21 protein-coding genes are annotated in these 23,867 nt (G+C 69.7%); 9 read left to right on the forward strand and 12 right to left on the reverse strand.

What is annotated here, in order from left to right; genetic code table 11:
* The first annotated feature begins 92 nt into the window (after positions 1-92).
* Complete coding sequence (locus BLU27_RS22295; protein ID WP_092655625.1) at positions 93-1,247, forward strand: DegT/DnrJ/EryC1/StrS family aminotransferase; 1,155 nt, start codon at positions 93-95, stop codon at positions 1,245-1,247.
* 107 nt (positions 1,248-1,354) lie between these two features.
* On the opposite strand, the gene BLU27_RS22300 is transcribed toward BLU27_RS22295, so the two are convergent.
* From BLU27_RS22300 to BLU27_RS22320, 5 genes are all read right to left on the reverse strand, one after another.
* Positions 1,355-3,184 (reverse strand): nucleoside-diphosphate sugar epimerase/dehydratase, encoded by a 1,830-nt coding sequence (locus BLU27_RS22300; protein ID WP_197681526.1) that lies wholly within the window; start codon positions 3,182-3,184, stop codon positions 1,355-1,357.
* A 192-nt stretch (positions 3,185-3,376) separates the two neighbouring features.
* Entirely contained in the window at positions 3,377-4,021 is a 645-nt protein-coding gene (locus BLU27_RS22305) for a GNAT family N-acetyltransferase (protein ID WP_157728755.1), read from the reverse strand.
* Positions 4,018-5,130, reverse strand: coding sequence for a polysaccharide biosynthesis C-terminal domain-containing protein (locus BLU27_RS22310; RefSeq protein ID WP_092655628.1), 1,113 nt, complete (start codon positions 5,128-5,130; stop codon positions 4,018-4,020). Before BLU27_RS22310 ends, BLU27_RS22305 begins: the two co-directional genes overlap by 4 nt.
* Positions 5,127-6,170 carry a polysaccharide biosynthesis protein gene (locus tag BLU27_RS22315; protein WP_092655629.1) on the reverse strand — a complete coding sequence of 348 codons (1,044 nt, stop codon included), beginning with the start codon at positions 6,168-6,170 and terminating at the stop codon, positions 5,127-5,129. The genes BLU27_RS22310 and BLU27_RS22315 overlap by 4 nt, the downstream gene beginning before the upstream one ends.
* Positions 6,160-7,434, reverse strand: a complete 1,275-nt coding sequence (locus BLU27_RS22320; protein WP_338417609.1) for a glycosyltransferase family 4 protein — start codon at positions 7,432-7,434, stop codon at positions 6,160-6,162. The genes BLU27_RS22315 and BLU27_RS22320 overlap by 11 nt, the downstream gene beginning before the upstream one ends.
* 244 nt (positions 7,435-7,678) lie before the next feature.
* Between BLU27_RS22320 and BLU27_RS29290 the strand changes: the two genes are divergently transcribed.
* From BLU27_RS29290 to BLU27_RS22335, 4 genes are all read left to right on the forward strand, one after another.
* Positions 7,679-7,846, forward strand: a complete 168-nt coding sequence (locus BLU27_RS29290) for a hypothetical protein (protein ID WP_157728756.1) — start codon at positions 7,679-7,681, stop codon at positions 7,844-7,846.
* Between the two features lie 20 nt (positions 7,847-7,866).
* Positions 7,867-8,709, forward strand: coding sequence for a phosphotransferase family protein (locus tag BLU27_RS29295; protein ID WP_157728757.1), 843 nt, complete (start codon positions 7,867-7,869; stop codon positions 8,707-8,709).
* Positions 8,710-8,781: 72 nt separating this feature from the next.
* The gene (locus BLU27_RS22330) at positions 8,782-9,792 is read left to right on the forward strand and encodes an SDR family oxidoreductase (RefSeq protein ID WP_092655631.1); all 1,011 of its coding nucleotides are present in this window, start codon (positions 8,782-8,784) and stop codon (positions 9,790-9,792) included.
* The gene (locus BLU27_RS22335; protein WP_092655632.1) at positions 9,789-10,361 is read left to right on the forward strand and encodes a hypothetical protein; all 573 of its coding nucleotides are present in this window, start codon (positions 9,789-9,791) and stop codon (positions 10,359-10,361) included. The genes BLU27_RS22330 and BLU27_RS22335 overlap by 4 nt, the downstream gene beginning before the upstream one ends.
* On the opposite strand, the gene BLU27_RS22340 is transcribed toward BLU27_RS22335, so the two are convergent.
* On the reverse strand, positions 10,318-10,914 hold the full coding sequence (locus BLU27_RS22340) for a MarR family winged helix-turn-helix transcriptional regulator (RefSeq protein ID WP_092655633.1): 597 nt from the start codon (positions 10,912-10,914) through the stop codon (positions 10,318-10,320). The two genes, BLU27_RS22335 and BLU27_RS22340, sit on opposite strands and share 44 nt — an antisense overlap.
* 30 nt (positions 10,915-10,944) lie before the next feature.
* On the opposite strand from BLU27_RS22340, the gene BLU27_RS22345 reads away from it, so the two are divergent.
* Complete coding sequence (locus BLU27_RS22345) at positions 10,945-12,705, forward strand: glycoside hydrolase family 15 protein (protein WP_092655634.1); 1,761 nt, start codon at positions 10,945-10,947, stop codon at positions 12,703-12,705.
* 43 nt (positions 12,706-12,748) lie between these two features.
* Complete coding sequence (locus BLU27_RS22350) at positions 12,749-13,150, forward strand: nuclear transport factor 2 family protein (protein ID WP_092655635.1); 402 nt, start codon at positions 12,749-12,751, stop codon at positions 13,148-13,150.
* A 9-nt stretch (positions 13,151-13,159) separates the two neighbouring features.
* On the opposite strand, the gene BLU27_RS22355 is transcribed toward BLU27_RS22350, so the two are convergent.
* The 5 genes from BLU27_RS22355 to BLU27_RS22375 form a co-directional block, all read right to left on the reverse strand.
* Positions 13,160-14,257 (reverse strand): FUSC family protein, encoded by a 1,098-nt coding sequence (locus tag BLU27_RS22355; RefSeq protein ID WP_157728758.1) that lies wholly within the window; start codon positions 14,255-14,257, stop codon positions 13,160-13,162.
* Positions 14,258-14,422: 165 nt separating this feature from the next.
* Entirely contained in the window at positions 14,423-14,725 is a 303-nt protein-coding gene (locus BLU27_RS22360) for a hypothetical protein (protein WP_092655637.1), read from the reverse strand.
* A 98-nt stretch (positions 14,726-14,823) separates the two neighbouring features.
* Positions 14,824-15,108, reverse strand: a complete 285-nt coding sequence (locus BLU27_RS22365; RefSeq protein WP_241827574.1) for a ferredoxin — start codon at positions 15,106-15,108, stop codon at positions 14,824-14,826.
* 47 nt (positions 15,109-15,155) lie between these two features.
* Positions 15,156-15,578 (reverse strand): NADH-ubiquinone oxidoreductase-F iron-sulfur binding region domain-containing protein, encoded by a 423-nt coding sequence (locus BLU27_RS22370; protein WP_092655639.1) that lies wholly within the window; start codon positions 15,576-15,578, stop codon positions 15,156-15,158.
* 253 nt (positions 15,579-15,831) lie between these two features.
* The gene (locus tag BLU27_RS22375) at positions 15,832-17,592 is read right to left on the reverse strand and encodes an HNH endonuclease signature motif containing protein (RefSeq protein WP_092655640.1); all 1,761 of its coding nucleotides are present in this window, start codon (positions 17,590-17,592) and stop codon (positions 15,832-15,834) included.
* A gap of 292 nt (positions 17,593-17,884) precedes the next feature.
* Here BLU27_RS22375 and BLU27_RS22380 point away from each other — a divergent pair, with 292 nt between their 5' ends.
* Both BLU27_RS22380 and BLU27_RS22385 read left to right on the forward strand, forming a co-directional pair.
* A complete protein-coding gene (locus tag BLU27_RS22380; protein WP_241827575.1) occupies positions 17,885-19,312 on the forward strand; it encodes an MFS transporter in 1,428 nt (475 codons plus the stop codon).
* A gap of 316 nt (positions 19,313-19,628) precedes the next feature.
* A complete protein-coding gene (locus BLU27_RS22385) occupies positions 19,629-22,913 on the forward strand; it encodes a galactose-binding domain-containing protein (RefSeq protein ID WP_172805013.1) in 3,285 nt (1,094 codons plus the stop codon).
* A 71-nt stretch (positions 22,914-22,984) separates the two neighbouring features.
* Here the strand turns inward: BLU27_RS22385 and BLU27_RS22390 are convergent, their stop codons facing one another.
* Positions 22,985-23,707, reverse strand: a complete 723-nt coding sequence (locus BLU27_RS22390; protein ID WP_092655643.1) for a Clp protease N-terminal domain-containing protein — start codon at positions 23,705-23,707, stop codon at positions 22,985-22,987.
* Positions 23,708-23,867: the final 160 nt, after the last annotated feature.

Raw genomic sequence — 23,867 nt, forward strand, 5'->3', positions numbered from 1 at the left:
ACGTGGGTGGTAGCCATATTCCGAAGGGGAATTGCATATATGGACCGTAACCTCTTCACCGTATTCGCTCACAACGCCTCGTGGGGGCTGGCATGGCCGATCACACTCTCCCCTTCGCGCTACCGGACATCGGCGAGGAGGAGATCCAGGCCGTCTCGGACGCGCTGAGGTCCGGCTGGTTGTCCAGCGGGCCCAGGGTCGAGGAATTCGAGCGCCGGTTCGCCGCTCTGTGTGGCGACGGTGCGCAGGCGGTCGCGCTGAACTCCGCGACCGCCGGGTTGCACCTGGCGCTGGAGGCCGCCGGAATCGGCCCCGGCGCCGAGGTTCTCGTACCGACGTGGACGTTCACCGCGACCGCCGAGATCGTCGTCCACCTGGGTGCCAGGCCCGTATTCGTCGACAGTGACCCGGTGACCCTCAACATCGATCTGGCCGACGCCGAGCGCAAGGTCACCGAACGCACGCGAGCCGTCCTTCCGGTCCACTTCGCGGGCAGGGCGGTATCACCGTCCCGGCTTCACGAGTTCGCCGTCCGGCATCACCTGCACGTCGTCGAGGACGCGGCTCACGCGTTTCCCAGTGCGAGCGAGGGCGTACCCGTCGGTGCGGGGCACAGTACGGCGACCGTCTTCAGCTTCTACGCGACGAAGACGATCACGACGGGCGAGGGCGGAATGCTGGTCACCCGAGACCTCGACCTGGCGAAGCACGTTCGAATGACCAGGTTGCACGGCATCGACCGCAACGCCTTCGACAGGTATCGCAGCGACCGTCCCGCCTGGCGCTACAACATCGCGGCGGCGGGATACAAGTACAACCTCACCGACACCGCGGCCGCGATGGGGCTGGTTCAACTCGACCGCGCGGAGAAGATGCACCTGCGACGCGAGCAGATCGCCGAACGTTACCGGACCGCTTTCACCGATCTTCCGCTCGATCTGCCGGAGGAGGCCCCGGCCGGTGACATTCATTCGTGGCATCTGTTCGTCGTCCGGCTCTGGGACGACGCCGAGCTCGGGCGAAACGAGTTCATCGCGGAGATGTCGCGTCGCGGGGTGTGCTGCAGCGTCCATTTCATTCCGTTGCACATGCATTCGTACTGGCGAGAACAGTACGACCTTCGGGATGAGATGTTCCCGGTCGCCAGCAGCGTTTTCGAGCGGGTGGTGAGCATCCCGCTGTACTCCGGAATGACCGACGAGGATGTCGACCGGGTGATCGAGACGGTTCGCGACGTCCTGCGCTGATCCCGAGCGGAACTGCTCATACGACTGACTCGACCTGGGCGTCGCGGCGGTGCTGCTCGTCGTCGCCTCACCCCCGGGCATCCTGGCTCAGACCGTACGCGCGGCGCTCACCGGCTGACCCAGGGCACCGAGCGCGTGCTCACGCCGGCACTCATCTTCTCGCAGGTCTCCCGCAGTGTCTCCACCACCTGCCCAGGGCCGCTCCACAGGTCGATGGCCTGGACGGTGGCCGGCTCCACGGCGGGTACCGCGATGTGGGAGACAAGCGGATGAACAGGCCGACGGTCTGGTTCGCCGTCGCCGAACAGCTCCTCGTGCACCTTCTCGCCCTGCCGCAGTCCGGTGTAGACGATCTCGATCCGCCGACCGGACATCCCGATCAACCGCCGGGCGACATCGTCGATACGAACGGGCGCGCCCATGTCGAGGACGAGCGCTTCCCCCGCCTCGCCGATCGCCGCCGCCTGAATCACCAACTGCACGGCTTCCTGGACGGTCATGAAGTAACGCGTGACATCCGGATCGGTCACCGTCACCGGACCGCCGGCCTCGATCTGGGCGGTGAACGCGGTGAGCACCGACCCTCTGCTCCCCAGCACGTTGCCGAACCGGACACTGAGAAAGGTCTCACCTGTGTCCATCGCGGCGGCGGCCGTGAGCCCCTCGGCGATCCGTTTCGAGTAGCCGAGCACACTGACCGGATTCGCGGCCTTGTCGGTCGAGATGTTGACGAAACGGCGTACGCCGGCAGCCTTCGCCGCGTCGAGAACCGCGAGCGTTCCCCACACGTTGGTCTTGACCGCCTCGGCGGGGTACTGCTCCAGCATGGGAAGGTGTTTGAGCGCCGCGGCGTGGAACACCACCTCCGGACGTCGCTTCTCCATGATCTCGAGGATCTGCTGGGTGTCCCTGATGTCGGCCAGAACGACGTCCGGTGTGTCCAGCATCGCCCTGCCCTGGATGGACAACTGGACGGCGTGCAGAGCGGACTCGTCGCGGTCCAGCATGATCAGCTGGGCCGGCGCGTAGCGATGGATCTGTCTGCACAGTTCCGAACCGATCGAACCGCCTGCCCCGGTCACCAGAACCCTCCGGCCGGTGAGGTAGCCCGCAACCGCACCGACGTCGGTGTCGATCTGGTGGCGGCCGAGCAGATCGCCCACCTCCAGACTGCGCAGGTCCGAGACCGCCACCTGGCCGTTGAGCAGTTCGGCGACACCGGGCAGCACCTTGAGGTCCAGGTGGAGGGCCGCCGCGCGACTCTCGACCGTACGCATCAGTTCCCCACCGGCGCTGGGGATCGCCACCACCAACGTGCGACAACCGGTCTGCGCGACCACGTCGGCGAGGTCGTCGAAAGTACCCATCACCGGAACGCCGCGCAGCCGCCGGTATCGCTTGTGCGAATCATCGTCCAACAGGCCGACCGGTCGCCAGGTCCGCCGGGGGTCCCGCATCATCGAGTTCACCAACTGGCATCCACCGTCCCCGGCACCGAAGATCAGGACGGGGGTGCTCCCGGTGTCGGGCTGGTTTCGGCCTCCGAGCTCCCGGATCCGCCGCCACCCGGCACGCCACCAGGCCACCAGGGCGAACGTCATGAACGAGGCCGCGACCGGAACCGTCCTCGGGACGAGCGGTTGGGCGGCGACCGCGTCGGCGATCACGATGACGATCCCGACGGATCCGGTCACGCCGCCGAGTAGGAGCATCTCCTCGAAGCTGCCCATCATCGCGCGTCCCTGGTGCAGACGCACCACCCAGCCGAAGCCTGCGTGCAACACGGTCGCCGACAGCCCGAGAGTGATCACTCCGCCCCACGGGACAGGACCACTGGCGATGTCCATTCGAAGAGCGGCGAACGTGACCATCGAAAGCAACCAGGCAGCACCGTCAAGGCCGGCGAGTACGACCGGCCGGCGGGCAAGAATCCTCACCCCACGCTTCACCCTGATACCCCCCGTATCCGGCCGCGTCATCGTGAGTTCCTCGCAGGACACGACCCTCGGTGGCCAGTTAAGCCGATGAACGTGAGCTCGGCCGCCAGACCGGGCGATCTGAGAGAATCCCAATCCCGACGAGGAATCGCACGGCTTCTCCGGGCGGAACCGTGGTCGGAAAGAGGATTCTCAGCCTGGCGGCGCCGAGATCCGGTAGCAGTTCATCCGGCGTCCTCCGGCCACGCGATAACTGCCCAGCAACTCCCAGCCGGCCCGTTGGTAGAAGCGGTTGACCCGGCCGTTCCTTTCGGCGTCGGTGCTCAGGTAGGCGTCGGTGACACCACGGGCCCGTACGGCAGACCACCAGGCCTCCAGCAGTCGGCGACCGATGCCGGAAGCCTCCAGGACGGGATCGACACAGATGGAACTCAGCAGCGCTCCCCGCACCCTGAACGGGACCCCACCTCGATAGCACAGCCCGCGGAGGAGGCGCGCCACCGTGGTCGGACGCCGGAGCGCTGCCAACAGACTGGCCACCAGCAGAGGAATCAGTTGCCTGCGAAGCATGCGGCGGAAGAACTGGTCGGGCGCCACCGACCCGACCACCGCCCCGACGACTCTGCCGGTCGCGTCTCGAGCCACGACCGTCACCGCGGCGGGATCCTCCACGAAAGCTCGGTAGAACTCCCTGAGGAAACGCTCACCGAGACAGGTCAGGAAGAACCGGGTGAACGACCGAACGTGCAGACGGGCGACCGCGGCCACGTCTTCTGGCTGCAGGACCTGCACGTCCGGGTGGATGGCCGCATCCTCCCGGACGTCCGGGTAGCTCACCCCGGGCTCCCGAGTTGCGGCCGGACCCGCTCGGCGTAGGTGTCCGGCTCGATCGGGTCGTGCAACGTGTGGGTCCAGAAGAACGTGACGAGCTCGCCCGGACCGGTGTTGACGATGTTGTGTGCCCACATCGTCGGCATGTCGACCATCGCGGGCGCATCGGCGGACACCGCGAACGAGATCGGCTCCGGGTGAAAGAGCCGGCGGAGATTGATCAGCGCCTGGCCGCGGACGACGAGGAACCTCTCGATCTTGCCCAGATGGAAGTGGTCTCCCCTCGTCACGCCGGGCATGCTGGTGGACACGAAGCTCTGCCCGGTGCCGCCGTGTGATCGTACGCACTCGACCAGGCTTCCGCGCTCGTCGTGGTGGGAGGTCGGCCGCATCGGATAGGTTTGTGGAAACATGGCCGCGCGAAGTGTGTTGAACAAGTCAACTTCATGTTGCGTCGTCAGCGGAGGTAACTCACCACCCCTGTACAGGTGGTGCATTCCGCGAAGCAATTCCCACACCTGGGCGACCGACGTGTCCTCACCTCGCGGCCGGACCATCTCCGGGTGCTCCGGGTCCAGCGCGTCGATGAGGTCCGCCGAAGCGCGCTGGGCATGGAGCAACTCCACCGGCCGGTCGTCGATGGTCGGGAGCCTCTCGTCCACCAGAGCACGAACGAAGGTCGCGACGAAGGAGTTGTATGCCGGGCGGCCGTGCTCCCCGAACAGGTTGGGCAGGACGGCGTCGACGAACCGGGCTCCGCGAGTCGTCGCACTGTCCGCCAGCAGGATTCCGGCCTGTGCCTTGCCCCGTCCGTAGGGTGTGTCGGCGCCGGCGTGGACGGAGTTGGCGAAGATCACGCGCGACAACTGTCCGCTGTCACGGACCGCCCGGCCGACCATCTGCGCCAGCGCGACGTTACCCTGCTCGACCTGCTCGTCCGTACCCCGGTTGACGCCCGCGAGATGTACCAGTGCGTCGGCGTCCTTGAGTTCTGCATCAAGCCGGTCCCACTCGGCGTGGCCGATCGAGACGACCTGGTGGTCGGTGAGCGCATGCAGGCGGACCCGAAGGTGCCAGCCCAGAAATCCGTTCCCACCCGTGACGACGACCTTCACAGCGGGATCCGTTCCGTCATCGACCGGATCTCCGGGATGGTCGCGAGGAGAGCCATGGCCTGCTCGACATCCATTCGCTCGGCGTTGTCCGAGGAGTAGTCCTCCACGACTGCGGCCTCCGGTGCGCCCTGGTCGAAGTAGACCTCGTAGTCGAGGGACCGTGTGTCCAGCGGTACACGGAAGTAGTCGCCCTGGTCGCTGACGCGCACCATCTCCTCCCTGCTGAGCAGGGTCTCGTGGAGCTTCTCCCCGTGACGAGGTCCCAGCACCTTGATCTCCGGCTCGCCGTAGCCGAGAAGCTTCGCCAGGGCGCGTGCCAGCACCTCGACGGTGCAGGCCGATGCCTTGCGTACGAAGAGGTCTCCGGGCTCGGCGTGGACGAACGCGTGTTCCACCAACTCCACCGACTCCGTGAGCGTCATCATGAACCGCGTCATCGTCGGCTCGGTGATCGTCAACGGCCGGCCCGCGCGTAGCTGATCCACGAACAGCGGGATGACCGAACCGCGGGAGTACATCACGTTGCCGTACCGGGTCACCGAGACGACCGTCGCGGATCCGGGGTTGTTCCTTGCGAAAGCTTGAGCGGTCTTCTCCATCAGAGCCTTGGACATGCCCATGGCGTTGATCGGGTAAACCGCCTTGTCCGTACTGAGGCAGACCACCGACCGCACTCCTGCTGCCGCGGCGGCCTCGATGACGTTCCGGCTGCCGAGCACGTTGGTGCTCACCGCCTGCTGCGGGAAGAACTCACACGAGGGCACCTGCTTGAGGGCCGCCGCGTGGAAGACGTAGTCGGTGCCGGACACTGCTTCCCCGACACTTCGCGGATCCCGCACGTCGCCCAGGAAGAGCTTCAGCCGATCGTCGGCGAAGCGTCGCCGCATGGCGTCCTGCTTGGCCTCGTCCCGACTCAGCACGTGCACGGCGCGCGCGTCCCTGGACAACAGCCGTTCGACCATCGTCGCTCCGAAGGAGCCAGTCCCGCCGGTGATCGCGATGACCGCACCGGCCATGTCTGCTGCCGGATCAGCCGGCATGGGATACCTCCTGTCGTGCGATCTTCCGCAGGGCGCTCTCCACGCGTCCCACCCCCGTCGCCGCGGAGAAGGTCCGGTAGTAGTAGTCGCGGCCGCGCTCGCCGAGAAGCCGCAGGTTTCTCCGTCCGAGAATCGCCGCCTGCCGGATCCCCTCCAGCACCAGCGCGGTGTCGGCCGACCCGACCGCGATTCCGGCTCCACTCTCACGCGCCACGGACGCGACGTCTCCGTCGGCGGCGACGAGCATGGCCTTGCCGGCGGCCAGTGTCGCCTGCACCTTGCTCGGCATGGTGTATGCGGCCATCGCGGACGGACGAAGGCTCACGTAGTGAATGTCTCCGGTCGCCATCAACGCCGGCATGCGCTCCTTCGGGACCCGGCCGAGAAAGCGGACGTTGGTGGCTCCGACGTCTCGAGCCCGCCGGCGGAGATCAGCTTCGGATACTCCCGACCCCGCGACCAGGCAGCAGAAGTTGGGATCGTCCACTTTCGCGCAGGCGTCGACGAGCGACTCCAGTCCCTGTGCTCCGCCGAGCGTCCCGGCGTACACGAGCACGAGGTGGCGCTCGTCCAGGCCGAGTTCGGCTCGCATACTCTCCACCGGACGGCGGGTGAGGTGCTCCTCGGCCCACAGCGGAACGTAGGTGAGCTTGTCCGCCGGTACGCCTCTGTCCTGCAGGAGCCGGCCCACTCCGGGAGAGATGTAGGCGACGCTGCTCGCGGAGCGGTACATGCGTCCGCACCAGGAATTCAGGGTCCCTTCGACCGCGCGGAACTTACCGTTGCTCATGAACCCACTCGCGGCGACGGTGTCCGGCCACAGGTCGAGAACATGCAACAAGATGGGTATCCGGTAGCGATACCGGATCCACCACATCGGCGCCGCCACCGTGACCGGTGAGTTGCCGACCCACACGGCATCCATCCCCCGCAGTCGTTCGACCCCGGACAGCAGGGCCGAGGCGGCGAACGAGCCGTAGGTCAGTGTGCGCCGAATCGCCGACGAATCATGACTCGGGTACAGCGCGACGCGCCTGACGTGGACATTCTCTAATGTTTCGTCGAAGCGCCGGCGGATTCGGTATCCCGCGGCGACACGACCGTCGGGATAATTGGGGAAGCCGGTCACGACCTGAACGTCATGACCCCGCGCTGCGAGACCTCGTGCAAGCACACCGGGAAGGCTCGCCGGACCTGGTTCGGGATCGAACCACTGACTCAGAACACCGATCCTCATAATTTCCTCGGGCAGCAGTGTACGCATATCAGGAAAGCCGACCCGGAGTTCGGACACGTGTCGGCGCAGATCTCCGACGACTTTCAAGATCAAGAAATTCCGCGCCCGCGGGTCGTGAGTTATTTTGCCGATGTCCTCGTAACAAACGGACGGAGATGTCACTATCTATTCCGCACGAACGACAGGCGGCCTCGGCATTCCTCCGCCGATGGTTCGCGATCTGCTATGGCCGACGGGACCTCAACCCCTGCCAAGAACGAGATGAGGCTTCGTGGATCTTCGCGACTACTGCTACGCCGGGACGGCCGGGGACGACCTGGTGCTCCCGACCAACGCCAGGGTGCAGTCCTCCGCCGCCGCCCGGGTCACCGAGTCGGTGTGCAGCCGACGCGCCGGAGACGGCAGCACCGGCGACGCGCCCGCCAACGGTGCCGGCTGAGCCCGCGGGGTATCCCTTCGATGTCCACCACAGTGTCTTCGACCAGGTCCTCGACGGCTCGGCGAACCGGCGCCGCCGGCGAGACGGTCACCCAGACCCACGAGCTGTCCATTCTCGGCGGGGTGGTGCACAAGCGGTACCGCTCCTGGGACCGGGGCGAGCACCTGCGCGAGTGGTCGGCGTTGCGGTTGCTGCACGCTCACACCGTCGACCTGGCGCCCGCCCCGCTGGCGGCCGACCTGGAGGCCAGCGTTCCGAGTCTGACAGTGGGTGAACTGCCCGGCCGTCCTCTCGGCGGCGCGCTCACCGGCCCGGAACTCGACGGCCTGGAAGCCGCGCTGCGAATCCTGTGGTCGGTGCCGGTCGGGTCCATGCCCCGGCGCCGGTTCGCACCGCGCGAGGCGCTGTCGGTGGCCCGGACGCGGTTCGCGCGCGCCTCCCGCCCGCCGGGGCCGCTCGGCCGGGCCGTCGACGCCGTACGCGAGTGGCTGGTCGACGTCCGGCTGCCGGGTGGAGCGGCGAAGGTGCTCGGCCACGGCGACCCGAACCTCGCCAACTACCTGTGGGACGGCAAGCGGGTGCGGATCGTGGACTTCGAGGACGCCGGCCGCTCCGACGTGTCGTACGAGCTCGCCTCCCTCGTCGAGCACCTCTCCGCGCAGGGAACCGACTGGGACGGGTTCTGGACCCGGTTCGACGTGGACCGGGAGCGTTTCCTGCAGAGCAGGCGGCTGGCCGCGGCCCTGTGGTTGTACACCTTGTTGCCGGGCGGCCCGTCGGTACGCCGCAACCCGCCGGGTACACCGGAGCGGCAGGCCGAGCGGGTGCTCTGGCTACTGGAATGTCCCCGGTTACGGGAGTGAGCCAGGGGTAGGAGAGTCACCGGACAAACGATCATTTGCGTCAACGCAACGATTGCAGGTATAGAGGGACGCATGAGTCCTCAGGTCGTCGTGGTCACCGGCGCGAGCGCCGGGGTCGGGCGCGCCACCGCCAAGGCGTTCGGTGCGCGCGGAGCGAAGGTGGCGCTGCTCGCGCGTGGCGACACCGGGCTGGCCGGTGCCGCCCGCGAGGTCGGCGAGGCCGGCGGGCGGGCGCTGCCGATCCCCGTCGACGTCGCCGACGCGGACCAGGTGGAGGCGGCCGCCGCCCGGATCGAGGACGAGCTCGGCCCGATCGACGTGTGGGTCAACGTCGCCTTCACCTCGGTGTTCGCACCGTTCCACCAGATCGGGGCCGACGAGTTCCGGCGGGTCACGGAGGTCACCTACCTCGGCTACGTCTACGGCACCATGGCGGCGCTGCGGCGGATGCGTGACCGTGACGCGGGCACCATCGTCCAGGTCGGGTCCGCGCTGGCCTACCGGGGAATCCCCCTGCAGTCGGCGTACTGCGGCGCCAAGCACGCCATCCAGGGCTTCAACGAGTCGCTGCGCTGCGAACTCCTGCACGAGCGCAGCAACGTGCACGTGACGATGGTGCAGCTGCCGGCGGTCAACACCCCGCAGTTCACCTGGGTGCTGTCGCGGCTCCCCCGCCGTGCCCAGCCCGTCCCCCCGATCTACCAGCCGGAGGTCGCCGCGCGCGGTGTCGTGTACGCCGCGGACCACCCACGCCGCCGCGAGTACTGGGTGGGCGGCAGCACGGTGGCCACGCTGATCGCGAACGCCGTGGCGCCCGGCGTACTCGACCGCTACCTCGGGCGTACCGGCTTCGGCTCCCAGCAGACCGACCAGCCCCGCGACCCCGACCAGCCGGTCAACCTGTGGGAGCCCGCCGATGGCGCCGATGGACAGGACTTCGGCGCGCACGGGCCGTTCGGCACGCGGGCGACCGGGCAGAGCATGCAGCAGTGGGCGTCGCACCATCCGAGGCTGTCGGCGGCCGGGGCGGCCGGTGGGCTCGCGGGGCTCGCCGCCCTGGCGGCGAAGGTCGTCCGCCGGTGAACGCGACGAACGCCGGGAACGCCGGGAACGCCGCAACCGTCGGCACCACGGGCAACACCGGGAACGCGGTCAGTGCCGTCGGTGGCCTGTGCGCGAGGTCGGCGAAGAAGGCGGCCACCGCACTGGGCGCGGTGACGGCACTGAGCGCGGTCCGGTTCACGTACGGCACGGCGGAGGCGACGGTCCCCGACTTCGTGTCCCGGCACCTGGCGGGCCGCCCGCTGGACCGGCACGAACGCTTCGCTGCCCGGGTACTCGGCGTACGCCACACAGTCCAGGCCGGTGCCGCCACCGCGCTCGCCTCCCCGTCCGCCTACCGCCTCGGCGCAGGTGTCGACGCCCTGCACGCGCTCAGCATGGTGGGCCTGGCAGCGGTCGACCGCCGGCGGCGACGGCTCGCGCTGACCGAGACGGCGATCGCCTCGGCGATGGCGTTCGCCGGCCTGCATGCTGCGCGGAGGGCCGGCCAGGCCCAGCAGGCGAACGACGCCTCGGCCGGCGGGCCAGGAGAGCCCGGCCAGGGGATCAGCTCTCCTGCCACCCCAGCATCGAGGTCTCCACGTCCGTGACCTCACCCGCCGCCGACGCGAACGCGTCCAGCGCGCCGGCCAGGCGCCGGCGCTGGACCTCCGGCATGCGCGCCACGACCTCGGCGACCGCGGCCCGCCGGTGCCGCATCATCTGGTCGACCAGCCGCCGGCCCTTCGGGGTGAGGGTGAGCGCGAGGTGCCGCCGGTCGTTCGGGTCCTCGTCGCGCCGCAGCAACCTCGCCGCCACCAGCCGGTCGCAGATGCGGGTCGCGTTGGACGGGTGGACGCGGAGTTCACGGGCGACGGCACCCAGATTGACCGGGCCGCGGGTGGCGATGACCACCAGCACCCGGAGTTGGCTGAGCGTCACCGAGTCCCCGACCTCGGCGACCGAACGCGCCACCACCGCCACCCACACCCGCGCGGCCCGCAGCACGGAGTCGACCTGCCGGTCGCGCTCGGCCAGGTCGGCTGAGTCGGCGGGGTCGTCCTCCCACCCGAGCCGTTCGCCGGCTTGGGCGTCCCCCTCGGCCACGCCGCCCTGGTCGGCTTCGACGTTGCTGTCACCGTGGCCGGCATCCCCTGAGCCCATCCGCCAAGTATCCGCGAAATAGTTGCGCCTATGCAAACGTCGCCCTTGACGAACGACTTCCCGCCCACCGTGCTCCGCGAGTACGCACTGATCGCCGACGGTGAGCGGGGTGCGCTGTGCGGGCCTCACGGAGAGCTCACGTGGCTGTGCGCGCCCCGATGGGACGACGAGGCGGTCCTGTCCGGCCTGGTCGGCGGTGGCGGCGTCTATGCCGTCACCCCGACCGAACGCCATGTCTGGGGCGGCCACTACGAGCCGGGCTCCCTCGTGTGGCGCAACCGCTGGGTCACCACCGCCGGGATCGTGGAGTGCCGGGACGCGCTCGCCGTCCCCGGTGACCCGCACCGGGCCGTCGTCCTCCGCCGGGTCGAGTCCCCGGAGGGCACCGCCCGGGTCCGGGTCGTGCTCGACCTGCGCGCCCGCTTCGGCCAGGAACCCATGCGCGACGTCCGGCGTACGATCGACGGCCGGTGGACGGCTCGGACCGGGCCGCTGTGGATCCGCTGGACGGGGGCTCCGGCCGCCCAGCCGGACGAGGACGGACGGCTGGAGCTGGAGCTCACCGTGCCCGGAGGTGACCACCGCAACCTGGTCCTGGAGATCAGCGACCACGAGCTCCCCGAACCCGTCGATCCGGACCAGGCGTGGGCGCGTACCGAGGAGGAGTGGCGCGCGACGGTGCCGGAGTTCGCGAACTCGGTGGCACCGCGCGACACCCGCCACGCGTACGCCCTCCTGCGCGGGCTGACCACCGGGACCGGCGCCATGGTCGCGGCCGCCACGCTCGGACTCCCCGAGCGGGCCGAGGCCGGCCGCAACTACGACTACCGCTACGCGTGGATCCGCGACCAGTGCTACGCCGGGATCGCGGTCGGCGTCGACGGGCCGCACCCCCTGCTCGACGACGCGGTGAAGGTGACCACCGCCCGCCTGCTCGAACACGGTGACCGGCTCGCCCCCGGCTACCGGACCGACGGCTCGGCCATCCCCCGCGAGCGGAAGCTCCACCTTCCCGGTTACCCCGGCGGCGCGGACATCGTGGGCAACTGGGTGAACGGTCAGTTCCAGCTCGACGCGTTCGGCGAGATCCTCCAGCTGCTGACGGTCGCGGCTCACCACGACCGGCTCGACGACGACGCGAGGCGCGCGCTGTACCTCGCCGTGGACGTGATCGAACGCCGCTGGGACAGGCCGGACGCCGGGATCTGGGAGTTGCGCGACGACTGGTGGACGCACTCCCGGCTCGCCTGCGTCGCCGGGCTGCGGGCGGCCGCCGGCGTCGTCACCCGCGGCGAGGCGGACCGGCTGTCCGACCTGGCCGACACCATCCTGCGAGAGACCTCGAGACGCTGTACGCGACCGGACCAGGCGTGGCGGCGCAGCCCGCGTCACGACGGCACCGACGCGGCCCTGCTGCTGCCGCCGGTGCGGGGAGCACTCCCCCGCGACGACCCGCGGGTACGCGCGACGATCGCCGCCGTGGAGAAGGAGCTCACCCAGGACGGCTACGCCTACCGGTTCGCGCCCGAAGACGACGTACCACTCGGGGAGGACGAGGGCGCGTTCCTGCTCTGTGGCTTCGAGCTGGCGCTGGCCCACTGGCACCAGGGGCGGATCGATCAGGCCGTCCGCTGGTTCGAGCGCAACCGTGCGGCGTGCGGGCCGCCGGGACTGTTCGCCGAGGAGTACGACGTACGCCAGCGGCAGCTGCGCGGGAACCTCCCGCAGGCCTTCGTACACGCGATGTTCCTGGAGACGTCCCTGCGGCTGGCCGGCGATCCCGGCCGGTGAGATCCCCGCTGCCGCCCGCGCGTTCGTCGGCCATGATGGCCCGATGCGCCACGAAGACGCCCGGGCCTTCGCCGACCGGTGGGTCCGCGCCTGGAACGCCCACGACCTCGACACCCTCCTGGAGCACTTCGCCGACGACGTGGTGTTCACCTCGCCGGTCGCCGCGCGGCTGCTCGGCGGTGATGGAGTCATCCGTGGCAAGGAGGCCCTGCGGGCGTACTGGACCGAAGGCCTGGCCCGCATTCCCGACCTGCGGTTCGAGGTGCTCGGCGTCTACGTCGGCGTCGGCACCCTCGTGATCAACTACCGCAACCAGGTGGGCGGAGTCGTCAACGAGGTCCTGACGTTCGGCGGGGACACCGGGGATGGCGGAGGCCTCGTGACCCACGGCGACGGGACCTACCTCGACGACGGCGACAACCAGGCGGGGCTACGCGTCGACTGATCGGCCGGGCTACGCGTCGAGCGACCCGGTGGGCTCGGCCTCCAGGCGGCCCCGTGCCGACGGACAGATCTCCTCCGCCGACGGCAGGCCGATGAGCAGCCGTTTGACCTCCAGCAGGAACATGCCGAGCGCCGACGGGTCCGCGGCGGAGCGGGCGTCGAGGTCGGCCTGCAGCTCCGCACTCAGCGAGCCCGCGACGCTGAGGGCCTCGGCGTAGCCTGCCCGGTCCTCGTCGGTGCAGCGCCCGGCCACGTGGTCAGAGTACGTTTGGCAGGCCTGGGCCAGCCGGTCGCACAGGTCGGCGTACGGCCCGGCGCTTTCGGGGCCGGGCAACTGGCTCCGGAACGCCTCGTCGGTCCCCTCCAACAGAACCCTCACCAGGCCGTTCACCGAACCGACCACCCGGCTCACCACCCCGGCGACCTCCTCCGGGTCAGGGCCGGCCGACTGCCGACGGACGGGTTCGTACCGAGGGTTCCACCGGCGGCTCTCGGCGCTCCATCCGCTGAGGGTGCGGGCGCGGTCGGCCATCCGGGTCAGCTCACGCCCTCGTTCGTCCCACCGGAGTACGGCGTCCCGGTCGACACCCGACCGCAGGCCGTCCGCGATCGACCGGAGGATTTCGCCCGCCTCCCAGCTCACCGCCTGCGTCGCCTCCAGGCCGCGACGGTGATAGACGGGCGGGAGAATCACCGCGTTGACGACCACGCCGATCACCGCCCCGATCGCTGCCTCCCGCAGCCGGTCGACCACCGCGCCGAACGACACCGTGCCGTACACCAGTACGAACAACGCCGTCGTGGCGCTGTAGACGCCCTGGTCGCCCACCCGCCGCCACAAGGTCAGCGCCAGCGTCGCCGGGAGCACGAGGCACATGGCCGCCAGCGTGTTCGGCACGAAGACATGTACGCCGGTGGCCACCACGGTGCCGATCGCCATGGCGCCGAGCTGCCACAGCCCGTCGCGAACGGAGCGGTAGACGGTCGTCTGTACGGTGACGATCGCCACCCAGGGTGCGATGACCGCAAGTGGTGAGTCCAGCCACCAGCCCGCGACGAGCCACGCGAGGATGCCGGCGAGGGCGGCCTTCGCGGACTGGGCGGCCATGGTGGAACGATGACCGCGCCCGGCCGGGCGGGCCGCCGGGATCCGGTCCCGCACCCGGTCGAACCCCGACCGGGTCGAAGCCAGTGCAGTTCGCAGGCCGATCATTCACCTCCGGAGGCTGGGGAGGTCGATACGAGCGTGCCGGACAGCCGCCCGGGCTGACCCTCAGGTCTTCCGGCCGTCCTCGATGCGCTGGAGGATGCGCCGGGCGGCGGCCTCCTCCTCGTCGGTCTCGGCCGGTGACGCCCCGCCGGACCCGCCGCCGGCGCGCCGGATCTCGACGCGCTCGAGTACGAGCTTCGCCTCGCGCTCCAGCAGTTCGGTGATCTCCCCGCCGGGGGCTCCCGGCCAGAACTCAGCCGGCTCGGGCATGTCCTTGGCCAGCGGCTCCTCCTTGCTGGGATAGAACTCCTGCCGACGGGTCCGAACCTCCGCGAGCTCGGCGGAGACCTCTTCCTCTGTGCGCACGGGTCCTCCTTGCGGTCGGGGTCGCTTGATCGCAAAGCGCGGGTGTTCTACCCCGGTGGGTCCACCCTGACACGTTGGGGCGGGGTTCGAAGCGGGCCCTAGGGTGGTGGCGGCTCGGCCGGGACGGCGGCGATCCGCTCGAGTCGCCGAGCCAGGGTCGGGCACCCGGCCGCCGCCCGCCGGGCATGGCGTACCTCCTCCTCGGTGAGCAGTCGCTCGTCCACGATCGGGTAACCCCACTCGTCGAGCGTGACGGCCTCAGGGAGGAGTTCGGCGCACAGACCGTGTGCCACGCAGGCGATCGGGTCCACGTGGAGCGCCATCGCGTCCTCGCCGAGAGCCCGCGCGAGCTCCCGCCTCGCCGACCTTCGCGTCCTCGACATCCTCGCCTTCCCCCACGCACGCGGCTTCCCCGACACCCCTGGCGCGCTCATCGGACCTGGAGGCGCGGGGCGTTCGGCACCGGCAGGACCGCCGGGTGTCCCACTCCCCGGCAGGGATGGTCGGTCGCATGCCGGTCGACGTCCGTCGCGAACGTCCGCAGCGCGCTGCGCGCGAATCCCACCGCACCGTCCGGGTGCCGGCAGGCACCACGGCCGGGGATCACCTCCAGTCGCCGGTGCAGCCGACGCACCGGAACGTACGCCGAACTGCTGGCCGGAGCCGCGGCCTGGTCGGAGCCCTGCTGCGGCGCCGTGTCGGGAGCCCGCAGGAAATCGTCATCGGTGGACCCGCTGGCCGAGCCGTCCGTCGAGGAGTTCGTGTTTGTCGTACCGCTCGTTCCGTCGGCGGCCGAGTTGTTCGCCAGCGGCACCCCGATTCCGGCCGCGAGGGCCCTCGCGGCGACGCCCACCAGAGGGTGAGCGCCCTGATGCGCCCCAGACCCCGGTCCCGGGTCGTCGGGGCGCCCGCGCCCGGTGATCTCACCTGATCCATCGCATCCGCCCGAAAGCTCGTCCGGTCGCTCCGAAAGCTCGTCCGGTCGCTTCTAATGCGGCTCGGCTGACTTCGCGCGTGCGTTCGCGGGTTGAGAACCTCCTTTGTGCCAGCCGTGAGATTGCTGTGAGAGCTTCCCGGGGAGTCGATGCTCCCCGGGGTGACCTGGTTTACGGGCGGAGGATGCGTCGCTTCGGATCGGACCACTCGGGCGGTACGTATTCGGGGCGGCCGTGGCTGCCCACCCGCACCTGCCAGCCTTTGTGGTGGACGGTGACGTGGTGGTAGCGGCAGAGCAGTACGCCGTTGGCGAGGTCTGTCGGGCCGCCCCGGTCCCAGGGCTTCATGTGGTGGGTGACGCAGCGTGGTTCGGGGATCTGGCAGCCGGGGAAGTTGCAGTGGTGTCCGTCGCGGATGGCCAGTGCACGGCGTTGATGTTCTTTGAAGAACCGGTCGGAGCGGCCGAGGTCAAGGACCTGCCCGTCCCCGCCGAGCACGACCGGAATCAGGTCGGCCTCGCACGCCAACCGGCGCACGGTGGCGACCGAGATCGGTTTGCCGTCGACACCGAGGTAGCGGGCTGACCCGCCACCTCCACAGGCCGGGCACCCGTCATGCGGGTCGACGGCAGCCTCCGGCCCCGCCACACCCTCCGGAGCGGCGTCAGCCTCCGGCCCGGCTGCCGGGTCGGCGGTCCCCTCCGGATCCGGTCCGGTAGCCGGCTCCGGCCCGGTGGCCGGAACCCTTCCCGTAGTGGCCCCCGGTCCGGGCTCGGGTTCGCTGTGTGGTTGTGGGTGCTGCCCGGGTTCTCGCGGTGGGGGTATCCCGTCCGCGGCCGCGCCGGTGCCGGGTGGTCGCCGTTTCTCCTTACCTGCTTGTGCTTCCGGTCCTCCGGCGCCTCCTTGGTCGCCCGCCGTCCGCCCACCGGCCTCGGCGGGCTTCTTGGTGCTCTGTTTGGCGTACTTGGGGTCTGTGCAGGGGCAGGTGCACGGCCTGGGACGCACAACAGTTGCGGTGTCGTCGACCGTCCCCGCACCCGTGCCCTTCAGGAGCGCCTCGAGTGGGATGGTGACCGCGACCTGGGGTGGTCTGCCGCCACGGACGGGCGCCTGCGCCGCAGCAGCCAGCAGGCTCAACAACTCAGCGAACGCGTCGCCTCGACGTTGGTCGATCGGCCGCCTGTCTGGGTCTGCCCCCTTGACGGGTTCGGCGAGGGGTTCGATGAGTTTGCGGAGCAGTTCCATCTCCCACACCGGCAGGCTGATGTGCACCGACTCCGACTGCGGGACCCCGTTCGGGGAGTAGCGCAGGGACCGTTTCTGTTCTGCTGTGCGGTCCTTCCTGGCCAGTTCCTCGCCCAGCTGCCGGTAGTACTCCTCCGGCGCGACCCGCTCCAGAAGCTTCGTACCCAGCACCCGCAGCTCATCAGGATTGTGGAACCGGGCCTTGCCGATCAGGAACCCGCCCGCCTCGACCCGTTCCTCCGGACCCACGTAGTCGGGGAGCTTCTTGACCGCATCAGCGATGACCTGCGCCTGCCGCACCGACACCGCACCCCGAGCCAACGCCTCCCCGGTCGACGGGACCGCTATGTCCAGGTCGCGCGCCAACCCCACCACAGCCGAGGACTCGTGCCTGCTCATCCGCAGAGCCGTCCGCAAATACACCGCCGCGTTCGGCGCCCCGGTGAGCTTGCCGACGTCACAGGCCTCGGCCTGACGGACCAGCCGCAGCAGTCCCGCGTTGGTTCGGGCGATCTCCCTACCCAGTACCTCCAGCGCCTGACCGACCTGCTCGGCCGTCAACGACACCACAGACGTGGACAACACGACGTCGTTGGCGGCGGCCAGCAACTCCAGGGCAGCCAGCAACGGATGCGGCGGCCTACCGCCACCCCCAACACCGGAAGACACCTGGAAGCTCGAAGACATGTTCGAACCCTACCGGCAACCACCGACAACGATTCGTTCTCCACAGAGCGGGATTCCCTTCGTAACAAGGAGAACTCAGCGCGCCGCGGCGCTCGACCCGGGCCCTGCCAGGCAGCGCGGTCAGGTTGACCCGGTAGAGGTCTTTCACTGCCAGACCAGAAGCAGATCGTCTGCAACGGGACTATCTGCTACGGTCTCTCCAGACCGCACGTCAGCCTCATACGACAGAGGGAACACCGTGTCCGCGACCGCAGCATCGCCATCGCACCCGTCTCCACCTCCGCCGCCTCCTGTGACCGAGGCGCCATCGGCTCCGTCCACCTCCCGCCGTCGGCTGGCCCTGGCCGTACTCGCCGCCGGGATGTTGATGAACATCCTCGACGGCAGCATCGTGACCGTGTCGATGCCGGCGATCCAGAGCGACCTGGGCTTCTCCCCCACCGGACTCAGCTGGGTCGTCAACGCGTACCTCATCGCCTTCGGCAGCCTGCTGCTGCTGGCCGGACGACTCGGCGACCTGCTCGGCCGTAAACGGGTGTTCGTCGCGGGCCTGGCCACCTTCACCCTCGCGTCGGTCGTGGCCGGGGCGGCGCACACTCCGGTGATGCTCATTGCCGCCCGCTTCGCCCAGGGTGTGGGCAGTGCACTGACAGCCGCGGTGAGCCTGGGCATCCTGGTCACGTTGTTCGTCCGGCCGCGCGAGCGCGCCTCGGCCATCGCGGTGTTCAGCTTCACCGGGGCCGCGGGAGCCTCGATCGGACAGGTTCTCGGTGGCGTCCTCACCGACCTTCTCAGCTGGCACTGGATCTTCTGGATCAACCTGCCGATCGGTCTCGCCACCCTGGTACTGGCGGGGAGGGTGCTGCCCGGCGAGCGCGGCCTCGGCCTGCGGGCCGGAGCCGACGTCGCGGGCGCGTTGCTGGTCACCGCCGGACTGACCGTGGGCATCTACGCCGTCGTCACCATCGAACGGCACGGTGTCACCTCGCCGGCCACGCTGGCGCTCGGCGCGCTCTCGGTGGCGCTGCTCGCCGCGTTCGTACGCCGCCAGGCCACTGCCGCCACTCCGCTCATGCCCTTGCGAATCCTCAACTCGCGGGCCGTCAGCGGAGCCAACCTCGTTCAGGTGCTGATGGTCGCCGCATGCTTCGCGTTCCAGATCCTGGTGGCGCAGTATCTCCAGCGGGTCGTCGGATACGGCGCCTCGGCGACCGGACTGGCGATGCTGCCCGCCGCCGTCGTGATCGGTGCGGTCTCGCTCGGGCTCTCGGCGCGGCTCAACGCCCGCTTCGGTGAGCGCGCGGTTCTGCTCACCGGCCTGGCGCTGCTGATCGGGGTGCTCGCTCTGCTGACGCGAGTGCCGGTCCATCCGCACTACCTCACCGACCTGCTTCCGGTGATGCTGCTCGCCGCCGGTTTCGGGCTGGCTCTGCCGGCACTCACGTCGCTGGGCATGTCCGGCGCGAGCGACGCCGATGCCGGGCTGGCCTCCGGGCTGTTCAACACCACCCAGCAGATCGGCATGGCAGTCGGGGTCGCCGTCCTGTCCACACTGGCCGCCGCCCGCACCGCAGGCCTGCTCGACGCCGGCGCGCACGAGGCCGTGGCACTCACCGGCGGCTACCACCTCGCCTTCGCCGTCGGCGCCGGGCTCCTGACGGCCGCGTTCCTCGTGGCGTTCACGGCCTTGCGCACACCCGCGCGCGAAGCCGACGACTGAGTGGGAAAACGTTTCCCACATTTGGCTGTGCAGCGCCTAGGGAAACAGGTTTCTCAGCCGAATCCGCAGCCAACAACGGTTAATTCCGCAATCGCACCTTGACGACGCGGCGAGCGGCGGACTAGAACGTGCCGGAATCGCTTGTCGATGTTGATCCACCGGTTGTTCTTCCCATCGCTCGACCGTGCCAACGAGGGAGTCGACAATGCCCGTATCCCGTCATGTGGTCGCAGCCGTGGGGGCAGCCCTTCTGCTCGCCACCGCGAACGTGTTACCCGCGTCTGCGGCGACACCGCTGGTTGAACCCGAACCCGGCATGGTGATCACGCAGGACACCACGTTCAAACCCGGCGTGTACGACTTCCCCTCGGGCCAGGGCATCGTGATCGGCGCCGACGGCGTTCGTGTGAACGGCACGGGCGTGACGTTGCGCGGCCCCGGCCAGAAGGGCAAGCCGGACAGCTTCGTCGGCACCGGCGTGTCGGCGACCGGTGTGTCCGGCGCGACACTGACCGGCCTGTCGGTGTCGGGATTCGAGACCGCCCTGCACGTGCGGTCCGCGCAGGACTGGACGATCAACCAGAACACGTTCTCCGGCAACTACACCGACCCCGACTTCGGCTGGGGTGACGGCAAGCTTGCCGGCGCGGTGCTGCTGGAACACGTGAGTCGCTCCCGGATCGAGAACAACACCGCGCACGAGAACTGGAACGGCCTCGCTCTGCACTACGCCGACGACAATCTCGTACGCCACAACGACTTCTCGCACTGCTCCAACGTGTGCCTGAAGATGTGGTCGGCCTCCCGCAACCGGATCGAGGACAACAACTTCAGCTGGGGAATCCGGATCGCCCCGGGCGAGACCCACGCCCGCGACTCCACGAGTGCGCTGATCGAGACCGGCTCCGACGACAACCGCGTTCTGCGCAACGACTTCACCTACGGCGGCGACGGCGTCTTCCTGCGCCCGCTCAACGGTGTCGTCTCCACCGGCAACTACTTCGAGGGCAACGACGCCTCCTGGGCGCACAACAACGCCTGGGAGTCGTGGTCGCCGGGCAACACCTACGTACGCAACAAGGGCAATCACGCGAGCTACGGGTTCTGGCTCGGCAGCTCCGACGACACGGTCCTGATCGGCAACGAGGCTGCCTACAACGGCCGGGACAACCACAACGCGCCCGAGCCGTTCGGCAACGCAGGCATCGCCGTGGTCAACGGGTCCTCCAGCCACTTCGTCCTGGACGGCAACCACGTCCACGACAACACCTCCGCCGGGGTGGCGATCGGCTACCTCGCCGACTACCCCGCCTACCACTGGGTGATCCAGCGGAACAGGATCGAGAACAACACGACGTACGGCATCTACATTCGCGACGCGCGCTGGCTGACCCTTGCCGGCAACACCGTCACCGGCAACGGTTCGGGCGCGATCAAGCAGGACGCGCACGTGTCCGGTGTCTTCACCCTCGACGGCGCGGCCAGCGCCAACGCGCCGGTTGCGAAGGCGGCGATGACGCCGGCGGTTGTGCACGCCGGTGACGAGGTGACCTTCGACGCGTCCGGATCCACCGACGCCGACGGCGGAAAGCTCTCCTACCGTTGGGAGTTCGGCGACGGCGACGTCGCAACCGACGCGAGGGTCACCCACCGCTTCCTCGACCCGGGCTTCCACCGGGTCGGCCTGACCGTCGACGACGGCGGGCTGGCCGGCCTGGACCACCGCGACGTCTACGTGCTGGCCCCCGGAGGCGAGCAGGGCACCGACGTGGCCGACCGGGGCGACTGGTCGGCGCGCGTCACCTCCGACGACGCCGGCAACCCCGGCACCACCGCGAACATCGCCCCCGACCCGACGCGCGCACTGCTCGGCCGGTCCTCGATCCGGCTTTCCGGCACCGCGCACGACGTCACGTGGCGCTACCAGCCGCGCCGCGCGATCGACACCGCGAACGCGGACCGGCTGGAGTTCTGGATGGCGTCGGAGCAGGAGGTACGCGACGGCTTCGACGGCAACCAGCCGACCATCCGCCTGGTGCAGGACGCCGGCAACTACATCGAGTACACCCCGGCGAAGAACTACCTCAGTCCCTGGTCGCTGGACTACGCCGAGGCCCGCGGCGGCTGGCAGCGGGTCGTCGTGCCGCTGGGCGGGGACAAGGCGTGGACCCGCAAGGTGACCGGCAACCCCGACCTTAAAGCCCTGCACGCGGTGGAGGTACGCACGTCGGCTGTCGGCGGCCCGTACCGCGTGTGGCTGGACGCGCTCGCCTTCACCACCACACCGGTCACCCCCGACGTCGCGCCCGACCTGGCCCTCAACCCCGCTGCGCAGGGTGACCCGTCGCCGCTGGCGTCCACCGGCGACGACGCGTCCCGGTGGGCTCCGCTGGACGGCCGGACCGACGGCGCGGTCTGGTCCACCGCGGGTTCGCCGAACGCCACCGACTTCTACGGCGTGGACTTCGGGTTGGCGCGCACGGTCGACGCCCTGCGGCTGGACCTCCGCTCCGGTGACGGGTACGCCGCCCCGGCGAAGGCGACCGTGGAGTACTGGACCGGCGACGCCTGGCAGCCGGTCGACAACGCCCGCCCGTCTCCGGCCGGTCCGGCGACGGGGCACGACGAGATCGCGTTCGACCCGGTGACCACACAGCGGCTTCGGGTCGTGCTGGGCAACCCCGGTGGCGGCAACGCCGTCGGTCTGGCCGAGTTCGCCCCGGTGTCGGCCGGCAACCTCGCCGGTAACGCGCTCGGCACGAAGGCACCCTTCGGTACGCCGGTGCCCTCCGCCTCGGCCGGTTCCGGTGACCCGTGGTCGCTCGTCGACGGGTCCGTACGGGCCGACAGTGCCTGGCGTTCGGCCGCCGGCACCTCCGCCTGGGTCGCGGTCGACCTGATGCGGGCCCGCCCGGTCAACACCGTCACGCTGTACGCCGGATCCGCCGACACCGCGCCGGCCGGCATCCACGTCCAGGCCTGGACGGGCAGCGACTGGCTGGACGTCTCCAACGCCACCACCAGCCCGGCAACGCCGGGAGCCGGCCGCACCACGGTCCGCTTCGACACCGTGAAGACGCGCAAGCTCAGGTTGACACTGGACGCCCCGTCCGGTGGCAGCGTCGAGGTGCGCGAGGTGGAGGTACGCAACGGCAACCTGCTCTCCGACGCGTCCGCACTCGGCCTGACGGTCACCCCGACCGCGTCGTACACCTATCCCGGCGACACGGTGCTGGGCCCGCTGGACGGCTCCTACGCCGCCTCACCGCGGTGGACGTCGTGGAACTCCAAGAACGCGCAGGACTGGTACGCCGTCCGCTTCGACCGGGCGGTCACCGCGAGCCGGATCACCCTGCACTTCTACAACGACAACGGTGGGGTCAAACCGCCGAAGGACTACGCCATCGAGTACTGGAACGGCTCCGGCTGGACGCCGGTGCAGGAGACGGGCCGCTCCCCCGAGCAGCCGGCGGAAGGGTTCAACGCGGTCGACTTCGCTCCCGTCCGCGCGTCCGGGTTCCGGATGGTCGGCACCAACCAGAACCCGGTCAACTACGGCGTCTACATCGGCCTGACCGAACTGGAGCTGTGGGCGCCGTAGCCCCCGAACCGCCGCGACCCAGGCCGTACGACCGAACCCGGTCGTACGGCCTGGTCACTTCCTACGGCAGGTCAGGTGGCCGGGTTGGTGAAACCGGCGAGGAGTTCCACCACCTTGTCGTGCACGGTCTGCTTGTCCGGCCCGAGTTCGGCGAGCACCTGGGCCGCGACCGAGCCGGAGTCGTGGTAGAGCCCGAGGAGCAGGTGCTCGGTGCCGATGTAGTTGTGGCCGAGCTGCAGGGCCTCGGTGACCGCGGCACCGAGGGCGGCGTTCGCTCGTGGTGTGCGGGGCAGTTCCTGTCCCGCCGCCTTGGCCGGGGCCGCCCCTTCGGGCGGGGTGAACGCGGCGAGCCGGGTCCGGACCGCCTCGTGGACGGCCGCCGGCCCCGTGCCCGCCTCGGTGAGGATCCGGGCGGCGATGCTCTGGGGTTCGGCGTACAGGCCGAGCAGCAGGTGCTCGGTGCCGACGTAGTTGTGGCCCATCGCCCGGGCCGTGTCACCGGCCGCGGCCAGACAGGTGCGGGCCCGGGCGGTGAAGCGTTCGAAGCCCTCGATCGACGGCCCGGCCCACCGCTTGTGGACGGCCTGTTTGGTGACGCCGAGCACGTTGCTGATCTCGGTCCATGACCGGCCGCTGCGGCGGGCCCGGTCGACGTAGTGCCCGAGCAGCGCGTCGCCGGTCTCGCTGAGGTCGTTGACCATCGCGCGGGCGGTGGCCAGTTGGTCGAGTTCGTCGTCCCCGGCGTCGCGGCGGACGGTCTCGATGAGGTCCTGAAGGCTGGGTGCGGGTGTCATGCCGTCAACCCTAGGTTGACCCACCATGTGCGTCAACCCTGGGTTGATGGCAGAAAGTGACGGCCGCACGTCGGCCTGCAGCAGTCCCGAGCCCGGTTGGCCACCTCGACGACTCGCCGGTCCCTCGTGATGGGCTCGTGATCGTCGACGGCCTACCGGA

Origin of the sequence: Actinopolymorpha singaporensis (genome assembly GCF_900104745.1) — a bacterium.
Taxonomy (GTDB): Bacteria; Actinomycetota; Actinomycetes; order Propionibacteriales; family Actinopolymorphaceae; genus Actinopolymorpha; species Actinopolymorpha singaporensis.

Excerpts from the sequence above, each read along its gene's own strand:
- BLU27_RS22295 (WP_092655625.1), top strand. The coding sequence starts at position 93 with ATGGCCGATCACACTCTCCCCTTCGCGCTACCGGACATCGGCGAGGAG.
- BLU27_RS22315 (WP_092655629.1), bottom strand. The coding sequence starts at position 6,170 with ATGCCGGCTGATCCGGCAGCAGACATGGCCGGTGCGGTCATCGCGATC.
- BLU27_RS22320 (WP_338417609.1), bottom strand. The coding sequence starts at position 7,434 with ATGCGTACACTGCTGCCCGAGGAAATTATGAGGATCGGTGTTCTGAGT.
- BLU27_RS29295 (WP_157728757.1), top strand. The coding sequence starts at position 7,867 with ATGTCCACCACAGTGTCTTCGACCAGGTCCTCGACGGCTCGGCGAACC.
- BLU27_RS22330 (WP_092655631.1), top strand. The coding sequence starts at position 8,782 with ATGAGTCCTCAGGTCGTCGTGGTCACCGGCGCGAGCGCCGGGGTCGGG.
- BLU27_RS22340 (WP_092655633.1), bottom strand. The coding sequence starts at position 10,914 with ATGGGCTCAGGGGATGCCGGCCACGGTGACAGCAACGTCGAAGCCGAC.
- BLU27_RS22345 (WP_092655634.1), top strand. The coding sequence starts at position 10,945 with ATGCAAACGTCGCCCTTGACGAACGACTTCCCGCCCACCGTGCTCCGC.
- BLU27_RS22350 (WP_092655635.1), top strand. The coding sequence starts at position 12,749 with ATGCGCCACGAAGACGCCCGGGCCTTCGCCGACCGGTGGGTCCGCGCC.
- BLU27_RS22355 (WP_157728758.1), bottom strand. The coding sequence starts at position 14,257 with ATGGCCGCCCAGTCCGCGAAGGCCGCCCTCGCCGGCATCCTCGCGTGG.
- BLU27_RS22365 (WP_241827574.1), bottom strand. The coding sequence starts at position 15,108 with ATGTCGAGGACGCGAAGGTCGGCGAGGCGGGAGCTCGCGCGGGCTCTC.
- BLU27_RS22375 (WP_092655640.1), bottom strand. The coding sequence starts at position 17,592 with ATGTCTTCGAGCTTCCAGGTGTCTTCCGGTGTTGGGGGTGGCGGTAGG.
- BLU27_RS22385 (WP_172805013.1), top strand. The coding sequence starts at position 19,629 with ATGGTGATCACGCAGGACACCACGTTCAAACCCGGCGTGTACGACTTC.
- BLU27_RS22390 (WP_092655643.1), bottom strand. The coding sequence starts at position 23,707 with ATGACACCCGCACCCAGCCTTCAGGACCTCATCGAGACCGTCCGCCGC.